The sequence below is a fragment of the Chryseobacterium sp. PTM-20240506 genome (assembly GCF_048296755.1).
Taxonomy (GTDB): domain Bacteria; phylum Bacteroidota; class Bacteroidia; order Flavobacteriales; family Weeksellaceae; genus Chryseobacterium; species Chryseobacterium proteolyticum.
On the sequence record NZ_CP182581.1, the window covers coordinates 2795759 to 2815196 of the forward strand.

General features: G+C 34.6%; 10 protein-coding genes. 1 reads left to right on the top strand and 9 read right to left on the bottom strand.

The window, feature by feature from the left end; all coding sequences use genetic code 11:
- Window positions 1-4: 4 nt before the first annotated feature.
- The 9 genes from ACNFU2_RS12350 to ACNFU2_RS12390 all read right to left on the bottom strand — a co-directional run bounded on the left by ACNFU2_RS12350 (window position 5) and on the right by ACNFU2_RS12390 (window position 15584).
- On the bottom strand, window positions 5-2488 hold the full coding sequence (locus ACNFU2_RS12350) for an exopolysaccharide transport family protein (RefSeq protein ID WP_273649872.1): 2484 nt from the start codon (window positions 2486-2488) through the stop codon (window positions 5-7).
- A gap of 4 nt (window positions 2489-2492) precedes the next feature.
- Window positions 2493-3371 carry a polysaccharide biosynthesis/export family protein gene (locus ACNFU2_RS12355; RefSeq protein WP_172281083.1) on the bottom strand — a complete coding sequence of 293 codons (879 nt, stop codon included), beginning with the start codon at window positions 3369-3371 and terminating at the stop codon, window positions 2493-2495.
- Window positions 3372-3407: 36 nt separating this feature from the next.
- Window positions 3408-4526 (bottom strand): glycosyltransferase family 4 protein, encoded by a 1119-nt coding sequence (locus ACNFU2_RS12360; RefSeq protein ID WP_273649875.1) that lies wholly within the window; start codon window positions 4524-4526, stop codon window positions 3408-3410.
- 111 nt (window positions 4527-4637) lie between these two features.
- Window positions 4638-5639 (bottom strand): glycosyltransferase family 2 protein, encoded by a 1002-nt coding sequence (locus ACNFU2_RS12365; RefSeq protein WP_172282397.1) that lies wholly within the window; start codon window positions 5637-5639, stop codon window positions 4638-4640.
- Between the two features lie 6 nt (window positions 5640-5645).
- Window positions 5646-6716 (bottom strand): formimidoylglutamase, encoded by a 1071-nt coding sequence (locus tag ACNFU2_RS12370; RefSeq protein ID WP_273649878.1) that lies wholly within the window; start codon window positions 6714-6716, stop codon window positions 5646-5648.
- A gap of 109 nt (window positions 6717-6825) precedes the next feature.
- Entirely contained in the window at window positions 6826-9357 is a 2532-nt protein-coding gene (gene topA, locus ACNFU2_RS12375; RefSeq protein WP_418121914.1) for a type I DNA topoisomerase, read from the bottom strand.
- A 251-nt stretch (window positions 9358-9608) separates the two neighbouring features.
- Window positions 9609-13091, bottom strand: coding sequence for a T9SS type A sorting domain-containing protein (locus ACNFU2_RS12380; protein ID WP_273649882.1), 3483 nt, complete (start codon window positions 13089-13091; stop codon window positions 9609-9611).
- Window positions 13092-13440: 349 nt separating this feature from the next.
- On the bottom strand, window positions 13441-14580 hold the full coding sequence (locus ACNFU2_RS12385) for an EpsG family protein (RefSeq protein WP_418121915.1): 1140 nt from the start codon (window positions 14578-14580) through the stop codon (window positions 13441-13443).
- Window positions 14577-15584: a hypothetical protein gene (locus tag ACNFU2_RS12390; RefSeq protein WP_273649886.1), complete on the bottom strand. Its 1008-nt coding sequence runs from the start codon at window positions 15582-15584 to the stop codon at window positions 14577-14579. The genes ACNFU2_RS12385 and ACNFU2_RS12390 overlap by 4 nt, the downstream gene beginning before the upstream one ends.
- A gap of 185 nt (window positions 15585-15769) precedes the next feature.
- Here ACNFU2_RS12390 and ACNFU2_RS12395 point away from each other — a divergent pair, with 185 nt between their 5' ends.
- Window positions 15770-19420 carry an MMPL family transporter gene (locus ACNFU2_RS12395; protein WP_273649888.1) on the top strand — a complete coding sequence of 1217 codons (3651 nt, stop codon included), beginning with the start codon at window positions 15770-15772 and terminating at the stop codon, window positions 19418-19420.
- The last annotated feature ends 18 nt before the right edge of the window (window positions 19421-19438 follow it).

The window sequence follows — 19438 nt, forward strand, 5'->3', positions numbered from 1 at the left end:
TGTTTTATTTTTTATTAAAAATTGCCTGTATTTTATTTCTTATTTTAATCAATAGCGGCTCTTTGTAATTTTTGTCCTCATCAAAATAGCCATAACCGTATCCGTATCCATAGCCATAACCATATCCCTGCTTTATAATATAATCATTATATACAAGACCAAGGTTTTCAATCTCATTATTATGATATTTTTCCGTAATCATTTTAAGCATATACTTTTCAGTATATTCATGACGCACCACATAGATGTTAGTATCAGAATATTTCATCAATTCATATGAGTCTGCAACAAGTCCTACCGGCGGGGAATCAATAATGATAAAATCATAAATCTCCCTTAACTCTTCAATGAATTTAATATTCTTTTTGCTCATTAACAGCTCTGACGGATTCGGAGGAATTGGCCCTGATGTGGCAACATCAAGATTTGGAATTGTTGTTTTATTGATAATCTGGTCAATGGAAACTTCGCCTGTAAGATAATTCGAAATTCCATATTTATTATCAATTTTGAAATCACCGAATATTTTTGGTTTTCTTAGGTCCATTCCCAAAAGAATAGTCTTTTTATCACTTAAACCAAGAACTGAAGCAAGGTTAATTGAAACATATGTTTTACCTTCCCCTCCAATCGATGAAGTAATTAAAACAACTTTACTCTTTTCATTTTCATCAGACAAAAATCGCATATTCGCCCTTATTCCTCTAAATGCTTCAGAAACTGAAGACTTAGGCTGATCAAGCACGGTAAGCATATTCTCATTATTATTATTACCTACCACTCCAAGCAATGGAATTTTGGTAGCACTCAATAATTCTTTAATATTTCTTATTTTATTATCCAGCAATTCTCCGATTAAAATAAACAAAAACGGCAGAAGTAATAAACCTCCCATAATGACCAGCTTCGTTCCTTTTACGTTGGGCCCGATAGGAGACTGTCCTACATTTTTGGCAGGGTCAATAACAGATATATCAGATTGATTCGTCGCCATCCTCATCTTAGTTTCATTCTGCCTTCCCAGTAAACTATTATAAGTGGCTTCAATCATATTGTATCCTCTTTCTGCATCTAAATACTTTCTTTCCTTTTCAGGGTAAGCGTCAAGATCAGCATTAGCTTCAGCTACCTGTTGATTAATCTTATTGATTTCAACATTAAATCCATTATAGTAATTGCTCAAAGAGTTGGAAGAGCTTAATTTTGCATCACTGATCAGCCTGTTGATTTCTTTCATAGGTTCTGAATTTGGCGTATAAATCGTAGCCATTTCTCTCCTTTTAAGATACAATGCCTTAAGTTCCGAAACTGAAGCCGTAAACATTCCGTCTTCGAACCCTGCAGCATTTGTACTGATCATTTTATCAAAATTCTGGTTCTCCAGTGTGTTCTTAATAAGATTAAGGGAGTTAATTTTACTTGTCAGGTCTGCCTTTTTTGCTTCCAGTTCCTTAATCTTCGTCAGAGATTTTTCATCTCTATCTTTAATGTCGTAGAGCTTTTCCGAAGTTTTTAAATAGTTGAGAACAGTAGCACTTGAATCCAGTTTCTTTCTTACTCCTGTAAGATTATCCTGAAGATAGGTTTCCGTATTTTTATCAACGGTCATTTTATCAAGCATCCTTTTCTTCTGTAGCTCACTTACAGACTTGTTAAGGAAATTTACAGTTCCATTAAGATTGAAACCTGTTTTTGTAATGATCATAATAGAATTGATCTCCTTATCAAACTCTACTCCGATGGTTGATACAATCTCATTAACGGACTGATTGACAGAACTAAGATTAACAATAATATTATCCAGTTTAATATTTGGGGTTATTGGATTCTGAAGCAGTCTAAATTTAATATTAGGTGCTATGAACCATTCTCCTACTTTAATTATTTTATTCGATGGTCTTTTAAAGCTATGAATATCCTGAAACCCCTCCACTTCATAATTATACAAATGAGTTGATTCTCCTTTATCAGGTAATACCACTTCATACGTATTTCCTCCTTTTGGCATCAATGTAATAGGATAATTAATCTGTTGTAAGTGTTTCTTATCAATCTGCACAAAGACCGGTGAATCGTCTTTATCCAGATAAGTAGATTTTATAGATCCTTTTGTAGAATAGTTAACAAAAAGATCAAGCTCCTTTACAAGAAATTCATTGTGTGATCTTGACAAAAGCATTTTTTTCAAATAAATCCCGTCTTGATTTCCTCCCTGTCCCCAAATAAAGTTAATTGACTGGTTAGGAGTAAAGTAGCTGGAAGTATTATTAGATACACTTAAAGAAAGGTTTGAAGCATAAATACTCTGTGCATAATATTTACCATACATCCATGAGATACAGTAGCCAATAAACAGCATTAAAACAAACCAATACCAGTTCTTTAATATCCTTCTTAAAAAGTGCTCAACATCAAACAATTCAAAAGAACCGGTTTTATCTTTTTGAGAATTATTCTTCTCAACGTTAGTTTCTTTTCCTGGAATCATGATATTAAAGTCTTGTTAGGATTAAATAAACTGACAACGCTGTAGTAATTAATGAAATTCCTGTTGTGATAGTCTGTACAGGGTCTTTTCCCAATCCATTCAAGCTTTTCCCTCTGGTATTAAGATAGATTTCATCACCATTTTGCACATAATAATATGGTGAATTCATTACATCTTCCCGGGTTAAATCTATTTTCGCAATTTTAATTCCTTCCGGTAATTTTCTGTGGATAACAATTGTTTTTCTATCTACACTTTTATTTAATCCTCCATTAATTGCCAGTGCTTCGGTAATGGTAAGCGTATTTTTGTGAGCCACTTTTTCTCCTGTAATAGCAACAGCTTCCGTATCTCCAAGAATATAATAAGTTATCCCGTCCGTATTTAATCTCACCTGAGACTTTCCATCCTGGAAATTTTCATTTACTTTCTCCTGGATCTCTTTGGTGATATCTTCGATAGTACGTCCTTCTGCTTTGATGTAGCCGATTCCAAAAACATTAATATCTCCATTGGAATCCACTTTTAATCCATTAAAATAGAAATTGGTATTTCCTCCACCACCACTTCCTCCACTTCCGCTTCCAACACGTCCTAAAGTTCCTATAGTTGTGGGATTAACCCCGGGAGCAACTGTACTACCGGAAGTATTTAAAGTAGAATAAAACTGCGCTGCATCGCCCTTTGGAGTAGTAACAATATTGAGATTCAGTATATCGTTCTTCGTGATCCTGTATACGGGAATGTTGTAAGGAACAAGACCTTCCTCATTGATCACAAGATTTTCATTAGGCTGCATATATCTTACATCTTTTTTTGTGATACAAGAGGTAATGAAAAAAGGCAGGATTAAAAGGGATAAATATTTAAAATTTCTTATCATAATCAAATGTTGTTTACAAAAATAAAAATTTAATTGTTACTTCCTATTATTTCTTATCCGATAAATAAAATCCGGCAAATAAGCACCAGTAAAGCCCAGCACAAGTATCACCAATAACAATAAATTTACATTTATATGTCTTAAAAAATATGCCACCATTACTATAAAAAGATAATAGACGACAATATAAAAACCCGATCTTCTATGGGTAAAGTCAAGCTTCAGAAGCTTATGGTGTATATGATTCTTATCCGCATCAAAGGGAGATTTTTTATTCCAAAGTCTTACAAAGATGACATTCAAAGTATCTACAATAGGTAAAATCAATATGGCTACAGCTATCGCCGGAGCTGACTGTAAGTGATACCTTGGAATATCCGGAAGCTTCTTGTCTATAAATATATCAATAAAACAGATGCTTGTAAATGCCAATAAAAATCCTAACAACATAGATCCTGTATCTCCCATGAATATCTTATTGGTCCTGTAATTCGAGAGGTTATAGTATAAAAATGCCAAAACAGCTCCAATGATTACAACGGACAATACGACCAGAGGATAATTATATTCTCCTAATCTATAATAACTTATCCCAAACAATGCACTACATATCACTGAATACCCTCCAGCGAGTCCGTCAATCCCATCAATGAGATTAAATGCATTAATAAGAACAATAAAAGTAATAACACTAAATATAACACTGACAACATACTCAAGTTCATAAATGCCAAAGATCCCAAAGAGATTTCTGATTCTTATATCAGATCCTATAACGATAAGCGTGGATACCACAATCTGGGCAACAAGCTTTTTGTAAGCTCTCATCACTACAATATCGTCCATTACTCCTACATAAAGGAGAATGAGCAATGAAGCAAATAAAAACTTATACAGATCAAAAAGTTCATAGGCAAAAATAGAAGTACAAATACCTATAGAATAGAAAATAGCAATTCCTCCAAGATTGGGAATTTTTCTCAAGTGTGAACTTCTTACCCCCGGCTCATCCATCAGATTTTTTCTTCTGGAAATTTTAATAATGGTTGGGATAGAGAAAAACGTGATTAAAAAAGAAAACAAGAATCCAAATCCTATTTTTACATAAAAAATAGAAATATCCATCTCGCTTAAGAACAATTCAAAATTCTTCATTTTTTCCTATTTAAGTACTTTCATTATGCTTTAGCACTCATTACTTAAGATCTGCTAAATAGTATCTACGAAATTTGTAATATATCGAAATGACAGTACTTACATTTGTGTTTAAATCAACTTTCTTATCAATTTTTTTTGCCCTGCAAAAAACAATAGATAAAATATCTTTTTTTTCAGTGGCAAATATAAAATATAATTCTTACCAAAACGACTATAGAACAATATATCTTTAATTTTAATATTCCTTTCCTCTATAAAATTTTTCAGCTGATCAGCCATATCGTAAAAAACTTTATCATCTTTTACAAACGCCAGATAGGCCAAAAAACTATATACTCCCTCTAAAATCTGGAAGTTTTTCAGTTCCTCTTTTTTTGTTGAATAGGATGATGTTTTAAATTCAGATTCTACATCTTTTACTGCTTTGAGGATATCTAATCCTTTTTCAGTATGTGTTTTAGTGATAGAATCATTTCTTTCCAAATAGTGATAATGAAAGTTTTGCGTCTGTGCTACAATCTTACACTTGAGTAAAAGTTGTGGAATGAGCTGAATATCTTCAAAATGCACCCCTTTTTTGAACCTTTTATCATTAAAAAGTTCCTTCCGGAACAACTTGTTGCATGCAAAATAGCTGAGATCAGAAAACACAGAAAAGTTTTTCTCCAAATCAATTTTTTCCGGCATATTAGGAATTTGAGTAAGCTTTTGGGTAACAATTCCCGACTCGTCAACTTTTTGAATATTACAGATGACCATTTCGGCATTATGCTTTTCCGCAAGGTTAAACATTTCTTCAAACATGGTTTTTCCGACATAATCATCACTATCCACAAAACCAATATAATCTCCCGTCGCTCGGTCAATGGCAAAATTCCGGGCATCGCTTAAACCTCCATTTTCTTTCTTCCAAACTTTTAGTCTTTCCGGAAAACGCTGGCCATATTCCTGTGCAATCAATCCAGAATTATCACTGCTACCATCGTCCACAACGATAATTTCAATTTCCTGCAGACTTTGATTAATCAAAGAGTCGAGACATTTAGCCAAATAATTTTCAACATTATAAACAGGAACTATGATAGAAACTTTTGAGGGAACAGTATTCATTATAAATTAAATTTTCGTCAGCCTTGCATTCAACCAGCCTTTCTTTGCTTCGTCAAAATCTTTTCTTGAACAAGGAATACAATTCTCAATATTCTCATCATCTCCAAAATACCACAGATTACTAAACGTATCACGCTTAAATGTATGTTGGCTATCATCGATCAACACATAAAAAATTTCGTAGTGCCTTTCTTTTGGGTGTGATCTTTGGATATTGATTCCTTCTATCAGATACCAGATCATCTGTGCCAACAATTGATGATTCAACTGGCTTTCCGAATATATGTTATAATTAAAAATTCCGACAGACTTCAAATTTTCACTCAACCCAACTTCCTTCATGTAAGCGCAGATTTCCCGTCTATTTAGTCCATTCACCTGCGGATTTATTGAAAAAGGTTCTCCAAAACTTTCAATTGCATCACAATTGAGAGTCACCAAATCAGCCTTTCTGAAGAAGGGCTCTGTTTTTTCTGTAGAATTCATCATTTCTGCCAGACGGACAATATCAAACTCAACTTCTTTAATCAGCTTTACAGAATCTACTTCGTTCAGGTGCTTCTGATATCCCAAGTGGTGGTAATTCTTAATCGAAAAATTCTTAGCACCCAAAATTTTGCTTAGAAAAGTATGCTCATTGATATGCTCACCCTGTTTAAGAGAAATGACGTTACTGATCTGTGTATAATTGATATTTTTTTGATGAAAATTCAATCCTGAAAATAAAGAAAAGGCGAAATCATTAGAACCTCCGATAATGACAGGAATTGCTCTTTTATAGTGACAGGCAGAAAGAACCTCTTGTAAGATATAATGGGAATCCTGAACAGATTTACCGGAAACAAGGTCTCCAAGATCAACGATGGGAATTTCAAAATCCAACTGTGATAATTTATAAAATTCCTTTCTTACAGAGGTAAAATCCTGTACTTCAGCATCGCCACCTGATCCTCTGTAATCTGATACGAAAAGCAAAACAATACTGTCTTCTTTTATTTCTTTGGTAATCTGGTTTCCAATCTGCCAATTCTCAGTTTTGAAATTCCTAGGGGCAATTATAAAATCTTCAAAATTCATTCTCTCTAATTAAGTCTTAAAAACCAAAAATATTAAAATAAAATCATTTAATGGTCATAAAAAAAGCCATTAACACTGTTTGTTAATGGCTTTGTAATATCATTACTTTTTATTTCTTTTTTGTGGCAGTCGCTTTTTTCTTGGCTGCCGGCTTTTTTTTCTCGGCAAAAGCATTTTTATCCTGGGCAGTAATCCACTTTTTCACCTCATCCAATGAAACTTCTTTCAGTTCTTCAGCATCATATTTTGTGTCATCTTTTTTCTTTGGAATTTTGAACATGCTCTTTCCAAACTTAATAAATGGTCCCCATCTTCCATTTTCAATAGATATTTTTTCTTTCTCCCACTGCTGAATATATCTGTTTGCTTCTTTCTCCAGTTTAGCATCAATTAATTCATTAATGTCGCTTTGAGAAAGATTATCGAAATCATACTTTTTAGGAACGTTTACAAAAATACTCTGATATTTGATAAATGGACCAAACCTTCCTGTTCCTTTGGTTACCGGCTCTCCCTTGTAGGTTGCAATAGGAGCATCAGCTTTTTTCTTTTCTCCGATAATTTCTTCAGCCCTGTTCTGATCTACAGAAAGCGGATCCTCTCCTTTTGGAATACTGATATACGTTTCACCCCACTTTACATAAGGACCGAATCTCCCCACACCTACTGAAACGGATTGGCCTTCATAATCTTTCAGATCAAAAGGCAGCTTGAATAGTTCCAATGCTTCTTCAAGCGTAATGGTTGCAATATTCTGCCCACTCATTAGCGATGCAAAAGTAGGTTTTTCTTCATCTTCAGTCTCCCCTATCTGGATCATAGCTCCAAATCTTCCAATTCTGGCATGAACATTTTTACCTGTTTTTGGATCAACACCCAACAGCCTATCCCCATTTGCACGGTCCGCATTTTCTTCTACGTCTTCAATTCTTGGATGGAATTTGGAATAAAAATCAGTCATCATCTCCTTCCATTTCTGATCTCCGTTTGCAATTTCATCGAAACTTTCTTCAACTCTTGCCGTGAATCCGTAATCAAGAATTTCCTTAAAATGATCAATAAGAAAGTCATTGACTACCTCACCAATATCTGTAGGAACAAATTTATTTTTATCACCTCCGAATTTCTCGTCGAGTATTACCTTTTTAATTTTATCTTTTACCAAAGACATTTTCACCACTTCACGAATCTGTGGCTCAATCTCACGCTTATCAACATACTCACGGTTCTGGATGGTCTGAATGGTAGGCGCATACGTGGAAGGACGGCCTATTCCCAATTCTTCAAGCTTTCTTACCAATCCTGCTTCTGTATATCTTGCGCTGGGTCTGGTGAACTTTTCAGTTGCCGTAATTGATTTATAACTTAAAACTTCTCCTACTTTTACTTTCGGAAGTAATTTCTCATTATTTTCCTCGTCGTCATCTTCCGTTTTTACAATACCGTAAGCTTTAAGGAAACCATCAAAAATAATAACCTCACCCTGAGCTTCAAAATGCTGAGGCAAGCTCGCATTACCTATTTCAATGACCGTTTTTTCAATTTTAGCATTAGCCATCTGAGAGGCCAGCGTTCTTCTGTATATTAATTGATATAATCTGTTTAATTGAGCATCCCCAATACTTTTTACTGCGAAATCAGTCGGTCGTATCGCTTCGTGAGCCTCCTGTGCTGAAGCCGACTTTGTCGTATAATTTCTCGGAGCGGAATATTCTGCACCGTATTCAGATATAATCTGTCTTTTTGATCCTTCGATTGCTTCCTGAGAAAGATTCACGGAATCTGTTCTCATATAGGTAATGTATCCTTCTTCATACAGTCTTTGTGCAAGACGCATAGTGTTTGTTACATTATAACCTAATCTGGAAGAAGCTTCCTGCTGTAATGTAGAAGTAGTAAAAGGAGCAGATGCGGAACGCGTTCCAGGCTTTGTTTCAACATTCAGAACTTTAAACTCTGTTGTTTTTGCCTTTTCCAAAAATTTTTCAGCTTCTTCTTCTTTTTCGAAATCTTTTTTAAGTTTCGCAGCGATTTCCTGATCTTCTTTATTCAGGAAAATCCCGTCAAGCTTAAAGCTTGCTTTAGGATTGAAAGCGCGTATTTCTTTTTCTCTTTCAACAATTAATCTCACGGCTACAGACTGAACTCTACCCGCTGATAATCCCGGTTTTACTTTTTTCCAAAGAACAGGAGACATTTCAAAACCTACGATTCTGTCAAGAACTCTTCTTGCCTGTTGTGCATTAACCAGATTCTGATCGATATCTCTCGGGTTGTCAATTGCTTTTAGAATAGCATTTTTAGTAATTTCATGAAAAACAATACGTTTTCTGTTTTCCGGCTTAAGCTTTAATTCATCTGCCAAATGCCATGCAATGGCTTCTCCTTCACGATCCTCATCGGAAGCAAGCCAAACAATTTCAGCTTTTTTAACAGCAGATTTTAATTCTGTTACCAATTTCTTTTTGTCAGCAGAAACTTCGTAATCAGGACTGAATGTCTCAAGATCTATACCCATCCCTTTTTTAGGTAAATCCCGGATATGTCCGAAACTGGATTTCACCTCAAAATCCTTTCCTAAATATTTCTGAATAGTTTTTGCTTTTGCCGGGGACTCTACAATTACTAAATTTTTCGACATTCTAAAATTTTTGCAAAAGTAAAGCTTTTTTATTACATAGGTTTTGCAATACTTGTTTAATTTAAAAATGAAATGACTTTACAGGGCATTTATATACTGGTTTTATTCTTTTCAATCAAGTGATTGACTTAAAATTAATTTAGTAAAACACATCTTAATAGAATTTTTCACCTATTATTATAAGATCGGTAAATAAAGTAGTAAAAAATAAGCTGTCTCATGATTGAAACAGCCTATTTATATTTAAATTTTTATTCTTTTATAAGCTTAATGATCTTATTCGAGTTATTTATCCGGATCAAATATATTCCTGATGTCAATGTAGAAAGATTAGTCTTATCATTTTCAAATTTTCCGGACATGATCAGTTGTCCCGACATATTATATATCTGATAATAATATCCTCCGGTAGTATCCGGTGCCTTGATATGAAGTTCACTTTTTACCGGATTAGGAAAAACAGAGACCTGCTCTTTGCCCATAATATCCAAAAACTCATCTTTATTTAAAGGTGCTGCAGCTTTTGTCGCTGACAAAGATGTAATCTGAAGTTTTGTAATTACCCCTTCTTCATTTCCGTCTTCATCATATTTAACCTTTACACAACGGCAGCTCATTCCAAAATAAGGGTCGTTATTATCATGAAAAGCCATAATACGGTTTGAAGAGGAAGCTGCATCGAATAACATATTTACAGAACGCCCTGTATAATTCGACGCCAATGCACCGGTCCAGAATCCGGGATATTGATAATTAAGGACGTTATAAGTTCCCTGGGCAGATTGATTCCCTGTAACACTTCTGAAACCTCTGGATCCGGAATTAGGATAATTGCCGACAGGATATGCTGACTGATTGAACATATAGCCAATCGTAGTTGTCGTGCTTGGATTTCTGACTCTCACTCCCTGATAATCGTTAACGATACTATACATGGTTGCAACATTTTTATCCTTTTTATACCATGGAGTCATTCCAAAATCTTTACCGGAAACAATTGCAACACCAGACACATCAGGAATTCTCCAGCCTTCCGGACAAGGATCAAACGGTGATTTCACACCTCCTCTTCCCCATCTGTCCTGCGCCAGGTTCGGTTCAGTAGATAGCCAATCCGTTCCATTTGTATAATTAGGAGTACTGCTATTATAGGGAGCAAAAGTACTTGGAATCATATATACTAAAGGATTTCTAACAGAATAAGACAAGATTTTCGAAATTTTGTCAGACACCTTATCTGTATCCAGGAGATTTGCATTCGCAGCATAAGTATTATAAGGAACAATATAACTTCCGGACATATTATTATAAGTAGACGCAGCAAGGGTAGTATAACTAATCGTTCCGGTTGCTAAAACATTCCCAAGAAACACATTGTATGACCCTCTGTTATCAGCATACTGGAATGTTGGAATAGGATCTTTTCTTCCCCACTGATAATGAAGCCCAGTGGATGCCCTGATTCTGGATAATTCCGCAGAGGTAGGGGTAAGATTATTTACAACCATCGGAAATGCATCCGTTGCCCCCAGATTTCTGTCCATAAATTCGGTCCGGAAGGGAATATCTGCTTTATCTACATAATTGACATAATTGGTGGCATTTCCGGCCGGCAATTCTGTTGTATATTGAAGACTGTTCACGGGCGTGTCAGTAACCCAAATATGCCAGCTCCAGTAAACAGGATTAGTGATATTGCCATTATGAAGAGTAACCACCGCATTTCCACTTTGATTGGGATTAATTGCAACTACAATTTTAGACCCGCTTAAACCGCCCAGCGACGCAGGAGAGGGATTAGCTATTGATACATTACTAATTAAACTTGTATTAGTTGTCCAAAGTACATTTACCTTAAGGTTGTTATAATTGGAAGGATCAAGAATCTCCTGATTATTAAGAAGCTGACTTTGAACTGAAAATGCTTTACTCACTGGAATCTCTATGGTAGATACAGTCGTCGCCTTAACGATCTGATAAGTATTCGGATTATTTAACCCTTCAAGATATTCATTGGAAATGTTTAAAAATTCAGTAGGAAAATCATAATTATCCACCACATACAAAGGATCTTTTACGCAACGGCATCCATTAGCTTCTGAAGTATTCATTGTTGCTAACGGCACATATTGAAATCTACCTTTTATCGTAGGGAAATTTGAATCCGGAATGTCAGGCTGGGCTTTATCCGGAATCATATATAAGCCTCTTGCAACAGTAGCAGGAGTAGCATCAAACTGTCTGGCCATCGTCGCAGTCCATATGTTGGTATGGTGCTGGTCCGCATATTGTCCGGCCTGTGTTTCAATAGCTACCTGCCCCGTTCCGGGAAACAATCCCATATCGTAACCTCCGACCTGAGAAAGGTCAAATCCGATATTGGGATACAATTTAATTCCCTTCATAAATAAAGGCATATTCGTATCAGTGGGTTTTACAATATGGTAGCCATTGGATTCAAAAGCATTTTTCCCCATATTGGTTCTTACTCCAAAGGGAGAAAAATCGGTCCTGATATCATCCACATAATTTGCTGAGGCAAGATTAGCAACCAAAACCGATGGAATCCGCCATCCGTTGGGACAAGGATCATAAGATGACTTATCACGGTACGGTTGAGCTGAATCATCAGTGGTATAAGTTGCGTTTATTTTCCCCTGTGAATTGTCTGACCATAAATTAAGCTCAGATAACTGGTAGTCTTTAAAATTAGAGGATTTTCCAAACCAGTTAACCATCAGATTAGCATTGTTATTATAATATGCGGGACCAGAGTTATCATCCTTATTCACATAGATAAGACTCAAAGGATTTTTTACAGAAAGCTTGATATTATTGGTTACTTCAGCATTGGATAATAAAACAAACTTTCTGAGATCATCAATTTTAATGGCATTAGTGAAATTTTTTGCTCCCCGGTGCCTTATTCTTCCGATAGATCCTGATACTTCATAGAAATCATTACCCCTGTATACCAGAGAGGGTATCGGGTCTTTTCTACCCCATTGATAGAGTAAGCCTAAATTCCTGTTCCATTCTGTTCCTGTGATCGTTCCGCTTACAGAGCCTAAATCCCTATCCATCCACCTCCAGTCCGAATCGGGGATCTGCTCAATCACTCCATCGTTTCTCTGTCTTTTAATTGTTTCAAAACTTTTATAGGCAGATCCGTTAGTGGGATCATCAGTAACCCATACATGCCATGACCAAAAAATTTCGCCATTTATTCTAAATGCTATTACAGCATTTCCCTCTTTTGATTTATTTACAGGAACTTTAATTTTGGCATTCTGCCCCGTATCAAGTACTTCAAGAGCGTAATTACCTCCACTTATTATTAGCCCAGGAACATCCTCCCATAATACATCAGCCGTTAATTTTCCTTCGGGAATACCTTCACTGCCTATATATTTATCATCTTCCCACATGGCATAGGCTTTTCTGACCGGTATAAGCAGACCGGCATATTCCTGGTTAGGATCAAAAATATAACTATTGGGCGCCTTAGTCCAATCTAAGGCAAGTGGGTTTACTTTACTTTTTACATTAAGCTGGGATGAAAAACTTTGGGTATCAGCAGAATTGATCACTCTTTGATCATAGTTTTGTGGTATCCTGACCAAAGAATCGTTAACTTTTGTATAGTGATCACCTGGCCACTCATCATCTTTATCATATCTATACCCATTGCTACAATAGGCACTCACTGACACAAGGCAAAAAATTGCCGTCATTTTTTTTAGTATACTGTTTCTCATATCCTTAGGTTTGGTGTAGAAACACCAATACAAATTTTAAGCCCGCATCAATAAATAGTGATTTATATTATAAATATATATTTAATAAGTTAATTATTATATAAATACTATTAAATAAAACAATTATTTATAGATATTCTATTTTGATTAAAACAGCACAAAACTACAATATTATTGTATTGAATTTTAAATTTGTGGTATATTAAGTTCACAAATAATAAGGAAAAATACAGTCTGGAGCGTAAAGAAACGAGCATTGATAAAGGATAACAGAAAAAAGACGCATCTTTAAAGTGCGCCTTTTGTCAATACATTTACTTTACTGTTAAGGTAAAATATGATTTTTATAGAGGTCAATGGTGAACCTACCTGCAATAATATTTCTGAAACTGGAAAATACCACGAAGTTGAATATGGTCAATGCAATGATAAAGGAATATATTAATCTCTTTTTATTAGCCGAAACAACATACATTGCATTAGGAATCAATACAAATGAGAAACCAATAAACGCTCCCGCAAGCCTGGATGAGAACACCGGATTGTTTCTGAATATGAAATAAAAACAGATTCCAATGACGGCATAGTTCCTGTGATATTCATAATATGGATATTTTTCCTTCATGGGAGTATCAAATGCAAATAAAAAGAATGTGAGAATTGCCATTAACGCTTCGGGAATACCAAATCCCCCATTTAATCGCTGCGCCGTCTCATCCACATATCCGTTAAAACCTTCCACAAGCATACTATCGGAGGCAATATTACTCAAAAAGTTACCAAAAACCTTATACACTTCGAATGGAGACAAAAAGATCGAAACAATAATAGACACCAGCATCATTGTTTTATTTAAAGGTATGCGTGCAACCCAATACATGGGTAGAAATATATAACATACATTATGAATCCCTGAAGCTATGAATACAAAGAATAAATAGTGCCATAATTTTCTTTCTTTGATATACCTGATTGCGAAGTATATAATAAAGGTTCCAAGATTCTGCCTGATCTGTCCACTTTCTCCAATGAAGAAATTGGGAATAAACATAAACAGCGTAAAAGTAAATGGATAAAAAGTATTGTCTTCGGTATATTTTATCTTAAAAAATATAGCAAAAATAGCAATAACGAGTGTCAGCATGTAAAACGGAGCATTGAACAAATTAAGCATGATCTTATTGATCAATGCATACAACCATTCTATATCAACATTCTCTGAACCTTCTATGTGAAGGGCCTTTAAAAAGATACTCCAATACTCTTTTGTATCTGAATAGATATAAATCCCTTTATAACTCCCATAATCCGGCCCAACACTATCTCTGAGCCCGGCAATAATAATCAGGTAAACCCCTAAAAACCAAAACCACTTTTTATCAACTTTATTTCCAAAGACCTCCTGCACGCTAAAAATAAGCATGTAGATCATCGCAATGATGTAATATGGATGCAATAAACTCATGAGAGGATCAGGGAATTTTTAAATTGATGATAAGCCACTACAATTCCTGTAAGAATAAGTGGAAGGAAAAGCCTCACCTCCCAGTAAAGTCCCACCATGGTAATCATAGCAAGATAAGGCAATGAGAAAAATAAATACTTTTTAAATATCGTTTTATTGTCAGCAGATACGCCCAACAGGTATACAAAATACAAGACTATGGATCCAAATAACAGCCCCGCCAGATTGAACGGGCTTTCGAAGTTCCTGTTGATATAAAAGCCTTCTACAAAAGTAGTTTCCTGAACAACAATCATTCTCAATCCTAAATAGGCTGTTAAAAAAGAGATCACCAGAGGAATTGTTTTTGCGACCATTGTATAATTTCCTTTTCTGAGATCATCTATATCCAGGAAGAGTGCAGCAAAAAAAGCAATATTCAGACAAGCCGTCTCCCTAACGAACGTCGAAAGAAATATTAAAACAATTAGAATATAAAAATATGCAGTCTTATTTGTATGAAAATACTTTAATGTTAAAAATACTCCTGTCAGATAACAAAAAAGTGCCATCATATCACAATTTGTAGGTGCATATTGCGTGATTACAATAAAAAACACGGCCAGCAGATGAATAACTCTTTTTAGATTGATGTTTACAAGAAGTGAAACCGGCTTCAGGGAAAGTAGTTTATTAAAAACAACGGAAGAAAGAATAAAGAAGAAACTGTTCATCAGAAAAAGACCATGATAAAATGCAGTTCCGTTTTTATGTAGAAATTTCCGAAAAAAGCCCAAATAATTTTCAATAATATATCCCACAATGTCCGTAAGATACAAACTGAGATAGTTGGGAAGTACCCGATAAGCATACACCGATGAAAACAAATAATCGGGCGGCCTTTCTGCTGTTTTCAATCTTGTGTAGGAAGACTCAAATCCATAATAGGACATTGAGAACAGCAAAAGCGGAAGTATTATCGTAAATAAAAATCCGTTTATTTTTTCATCAAATATTTTCAACATATCAAAACAGCTTTTTATTCAGAATAATTTTGTTTTAAAATATATTATTATGAGGGACATTTGCAAAAGTATAAGTTTTTTTTATTTTACCTAAACATTTTATTGATTTTAAAATAAACTTACGGGGTAAAAGTTTTGAACTAATACTTAAAAAATTAAATTTGCAAACTTGATTTTTTAATGCGATGCATCGTTTTTTTATATTTTTATACTATTTAATCTCCAAAAACAGAGTTCTATCTGCATTATTTGCAGTGGGAATTGCTTTGGTTTGCCTGTTTTTTGCATCAAAAATAAATTTCGAGGAAGACATCAATCAGATCATTCCTAAAAGTGAAAAATCTGATCTTACTGCAAAAATTCTTAAACAACTTAATTTTTCAGATAAGATCATCGTCATCATTGAGAATAAATCTTCGGAGGATAATTTTCAGCTTTCTGAAACCGCCAATACTTTTCTGGAAAAAATTTCTCCTTTAGAAAAGTATATCGGAGCGATTCAGGGAAAGGTAAATGACAGTGAAATTTCCGAGACTTTTGATTTTGTAAATCAAAACCTCCCTTTGTTTTTAGATGAAAATGACTATAAAGAAATCAACAGGAAGATTCAGAAAGACAGCATTGCAAAACAGGTAGAAAACAATTACATTTCTCTTGCTTCCCCAACAAGCCTGGTTACAAAAGAATTTATAAAAAAAGATCCCCTCGGAATTACTTTTTTAGGCATTAAAAAATTGAATGCACTTAACGTCAGCAAAGATTTTAAGCTGGAGGATAATTTTATTGTAACGAAAGACGGAAAAAATTTATTACTTTTTATTGATCCTAAAAACAAAAGTAACGATACTAAAAACAATGAATTTTTTGTAGACCAGCTCAACAAAATAAAGGATGATCTTAATAAAGAATTTAAAGGAAAAACAGAAATCAGCTACTTTGGTTCACCCGTAATTGCGGTTGCAAATGCTGAACAGATAAAAAAGGACATTCAGAATACAGTAATGATTTCCATGACTGTACTGCTGATCCTGCTTATTTATTATTTCAGGAATTTCTTCACTCCGATTATTGTTTTTCTTCCTACGGTATTTTCTGTTCTGCTGGCACTGCTTATCTTATATTTTATTAAGGATAAGATCTCAGCAATTTCATTAAGTGTCGGAGCAATCCTGATCGGAATTACAATAGATTATGCCTTGCACATCCTTACACACTATAAACACAATAATAATATTGAAGAGCTCTATAAAGAAATTACCCAACCTATTATTTTAAGCAGTGCTACCACTGCGGTTTCATTCTTATGTCTTGTCTTCGTAAGATCGGAAGCCTTAAAGGATCTGGGACTATTTGCTTCACTAACCGTAATGCTTTCTTCCATTTCAGCCCTGATTATCGTTCCCCAACTATACCACCCTAAAGAAAAAGGGGAAAAAGCAAGCACAAATTTCATTGACAGGATCGGCTTTTATCCCTATGAAAAGAACAAACCCCTAATTATAGGATGCTCCCTGGTCATTATTGCCTGCTTATTTGGATTCAGGCACGTGGGTTTTAATGAAGACATTGGAGATCTAAACTACATTCCAAAGGATCTGAAAATAAGCGAAGCAAAATTACAGAAGCTTTCAGATATTACTTCAAAATCAATCTACACCATTTCCTATGGTAATTCTGAAGAAGAAGCATTAACCCGAAACACCCAACTGAACCAATTTCTGGAAAAAGAAAAAAAGGAAGGAAAAATCCTGAGCTATAATTCTCTGGGCAATGTAGTCCTGTCTGAAAAGGATCAGCAAAAAAAGATTGAAAACTGGAAAAAATTCTGGAACGACCAAAAGAAAAATCAAACGGTTTCAGAATTGGTAAGCAATGGAAACAAATTTGGATTTAATAGTTCAGCTTTTAAGCAATTTACAGAACTTTTAAACAAAAACTACTCCACCCGCAGCATTGAGGATTATGAAAAAATAAAAGCACTACAGGTATCTGAATTTTTAAGCAATGAAAAAGGATTTTATACTATTTCCAATATTATAAAAGTGGATGAAACTAAAAGAGATGCCTTTATCAGAGATGTAGAAAAAAAGCAGGATGTTCTTGCTATTGACCGCCAGCAAATGAATGAGAACTTTCTGGGATTATTGAAAAGAGATTTCAACACCCTGATCAATTATTCACTACTCGCCATCATCCTTACTATTATTGTCTTTTTCAGAAATTTTGAACTCACTGTCCTTACCATGTTCCCTATTGTATTAACAGGAGTGGTTACAGCCGGCATTCTTTATTTCTTAGGGCTAGAACTCAATATTTTCAGTACTGTAGTCTGTACCCTTATCTTTGGAGTCGGAGACGATTTCAGCATCTTTCTGACAAAGGCTATGCAAAAGGAACATACTACAGGTAAAAATGAACTTCCTACTTACAGGATCTCAATCATATTAGCTGTTTTCACCACTATTTTATCGATCGGCTCATTGATTTTTGCCAAGCACCCGGCATTACACTCTTTGGCACTGGTGGCTTTAATAGGAATGTTTTCGGTTATTATCATTACTTCTACTTTGTATCCGTTCTGGTTCAGACTTTTAATTATTAACAGAGCAAAAAAGGGACTTTCTCCTATTACTTTTAGATTATTCCTTCACTCCGTGGTATCGTTTGCCTATTATGGGCTGGGAGGATTTCTTTTTTCCTTATTTGGAGCTTTTTTTGTTAAAAATGCCAAGGGAAATACACTCAGGTATATCAAAATATTCATTGCCCGGTTTTTAACTTCTGTTTTATATAGTAATCCATTTGTAAAAAAGACGGTGATAAAAAATCCTGAAGAAGATTTCAGTAAACCTGCTATTATTATTGCCAATCATACTTCATTCCTGGATACACTAGCACTGGCAATGACCAATTACAAGATTGTATATCTTGTAAATGATTGGGTGTATAACTCACCTATTTTTGGAAAACTTGTAAAGGCATTAGGTTTTTATCCGGTTTCCCAAGGTATTGAAAACGGAATTGACAAACTAAAAGAAAAGGTACAACAAGGATATTCGCTGGTGGTCTTTCCGGAAGCAGAACGTTCTTATACAAATGATATCAAAAGATTTCATAAAGGAGCTTTCTACCTTTCTGAACAATTGAATCTGGATATTTTGCCTGTATATATTCATGGCAACTCGGAAGTATTGCCAAAAGGAGACTTTATCATTTATGATGGGAGCATTACGGTAAAAGTAGGAGATCGTATCCATCAAAATGATGAGAGTTTTGGGTCCACGTATTCTGAACGAACAAAAAAAATAAACGCTTATTTCAGAGAAGAGTTTTCAAAGCTAAGAGAAGAGCTGGAGGATGAGGATTACTTTAAAAAGAAGCTGTTTCTGAGCTTTTTGTATAAGGAAAATGAGATTGTAAAACAGGTTAAAGAAGATTTCAGGATCAATAAGTCTGCTTACTTTGAATTGAACATGCATATTCCTAAAGACGCAACGCTTCTTCATATTGCAGATGACTACGGCCAGATTGATATCCTACTTTCTCTTCAACAGGCAAGCCGCAAGATATTCAGTTTGATTCCGGATATTGAAAAAAGAGAAATCGCTGATCATAATTATCTCGTTAAAAAAAGAAAAATAAACTATATATCCACAATTTCAGAGATTAATAAAAAGGTTGGTATACTTTTAGTTTCCAGTGATAACTATGCTTTAAACAGTATTGATCAGCTTCCTGATGTTATTATCTTCTTCAATATTAAAAACTTATTGTTTCAAAACGACGAATATAATTTATATTTTAGTTCAGAATCAATTAAAATCTATAAGAGATAACAGATAAATTATAAAATT

Coding starts and splice junctions, on each gene's coding strand:
- ACNFU2_RS12390 (WP_273649886.1), bottom strand. CDS start 15,584: ATGTTGAAAATATTTGATGAAAAAATAAACGGATTTTTATTTACGATA.
- ACNFU2_RS12370 (WP_273649878.1), bottom strand. CDS start 6,716: ATGAATTTTGAAGATTTTATAATTGCCCCTAGGAATTTCAAAACTGAG.
- topA (WP_418121914.1), bottom strand. CDS start 9,357: ATGTCGAAAAATTTAGTAATTGTAGAGTCCCCGGCAAAAGCAAAAACT.
- ACNFU2_RS12395 (WP_273649888.1), top strand. CDS start 15,770: ATGCATCGTTTTTTTATATTTTTATACTATTTAATCTCCAAAAACAGA.
- ACNFU2_RS12365 (WP_172282397.1), bottom strand. CDS start 5,639: ATGAATACTGTTCCCTCAAAAGTTTCTATCATAGTTCCTGTTTATAAT.
- ACNFU2_RS12350 (WP_273649872.1), bottom strand. CDS start 2,488: ATGATTCCAGGAAAAGAAACTAACGTTGAGAAGAATAATTCTCAAAAA.
- ACNFU2_RS12355 (WP_172281083.1), bottom strand. CDS start 3,371: ATGATAAGAAATTTTAAATATTTATCCCTTTTAATCCTGCCTTTTTTC.
- ACNFU2_RS12385 (WP_418121915.1), bottom strand. CDS start 14,580: ATGAGTTTATTGCATCCATATTACATCATTGCGATGATCTACATGCTT.
- ACNFU2_RS12380 (WP_273649882.1), bottom strand. CDS start 13,091: ATGACGGCAATTTTTTGCCTTGTGTCAGTGAGTGCCTATTGTAGCAAT.
- ACNFU2_RS12360 (WP_273649875.1), bottom strand. CDS start 4,526: ATGAAGAATTTTGAATTGTTCTTAAGCGAGATGGATATTTCTATTTTT.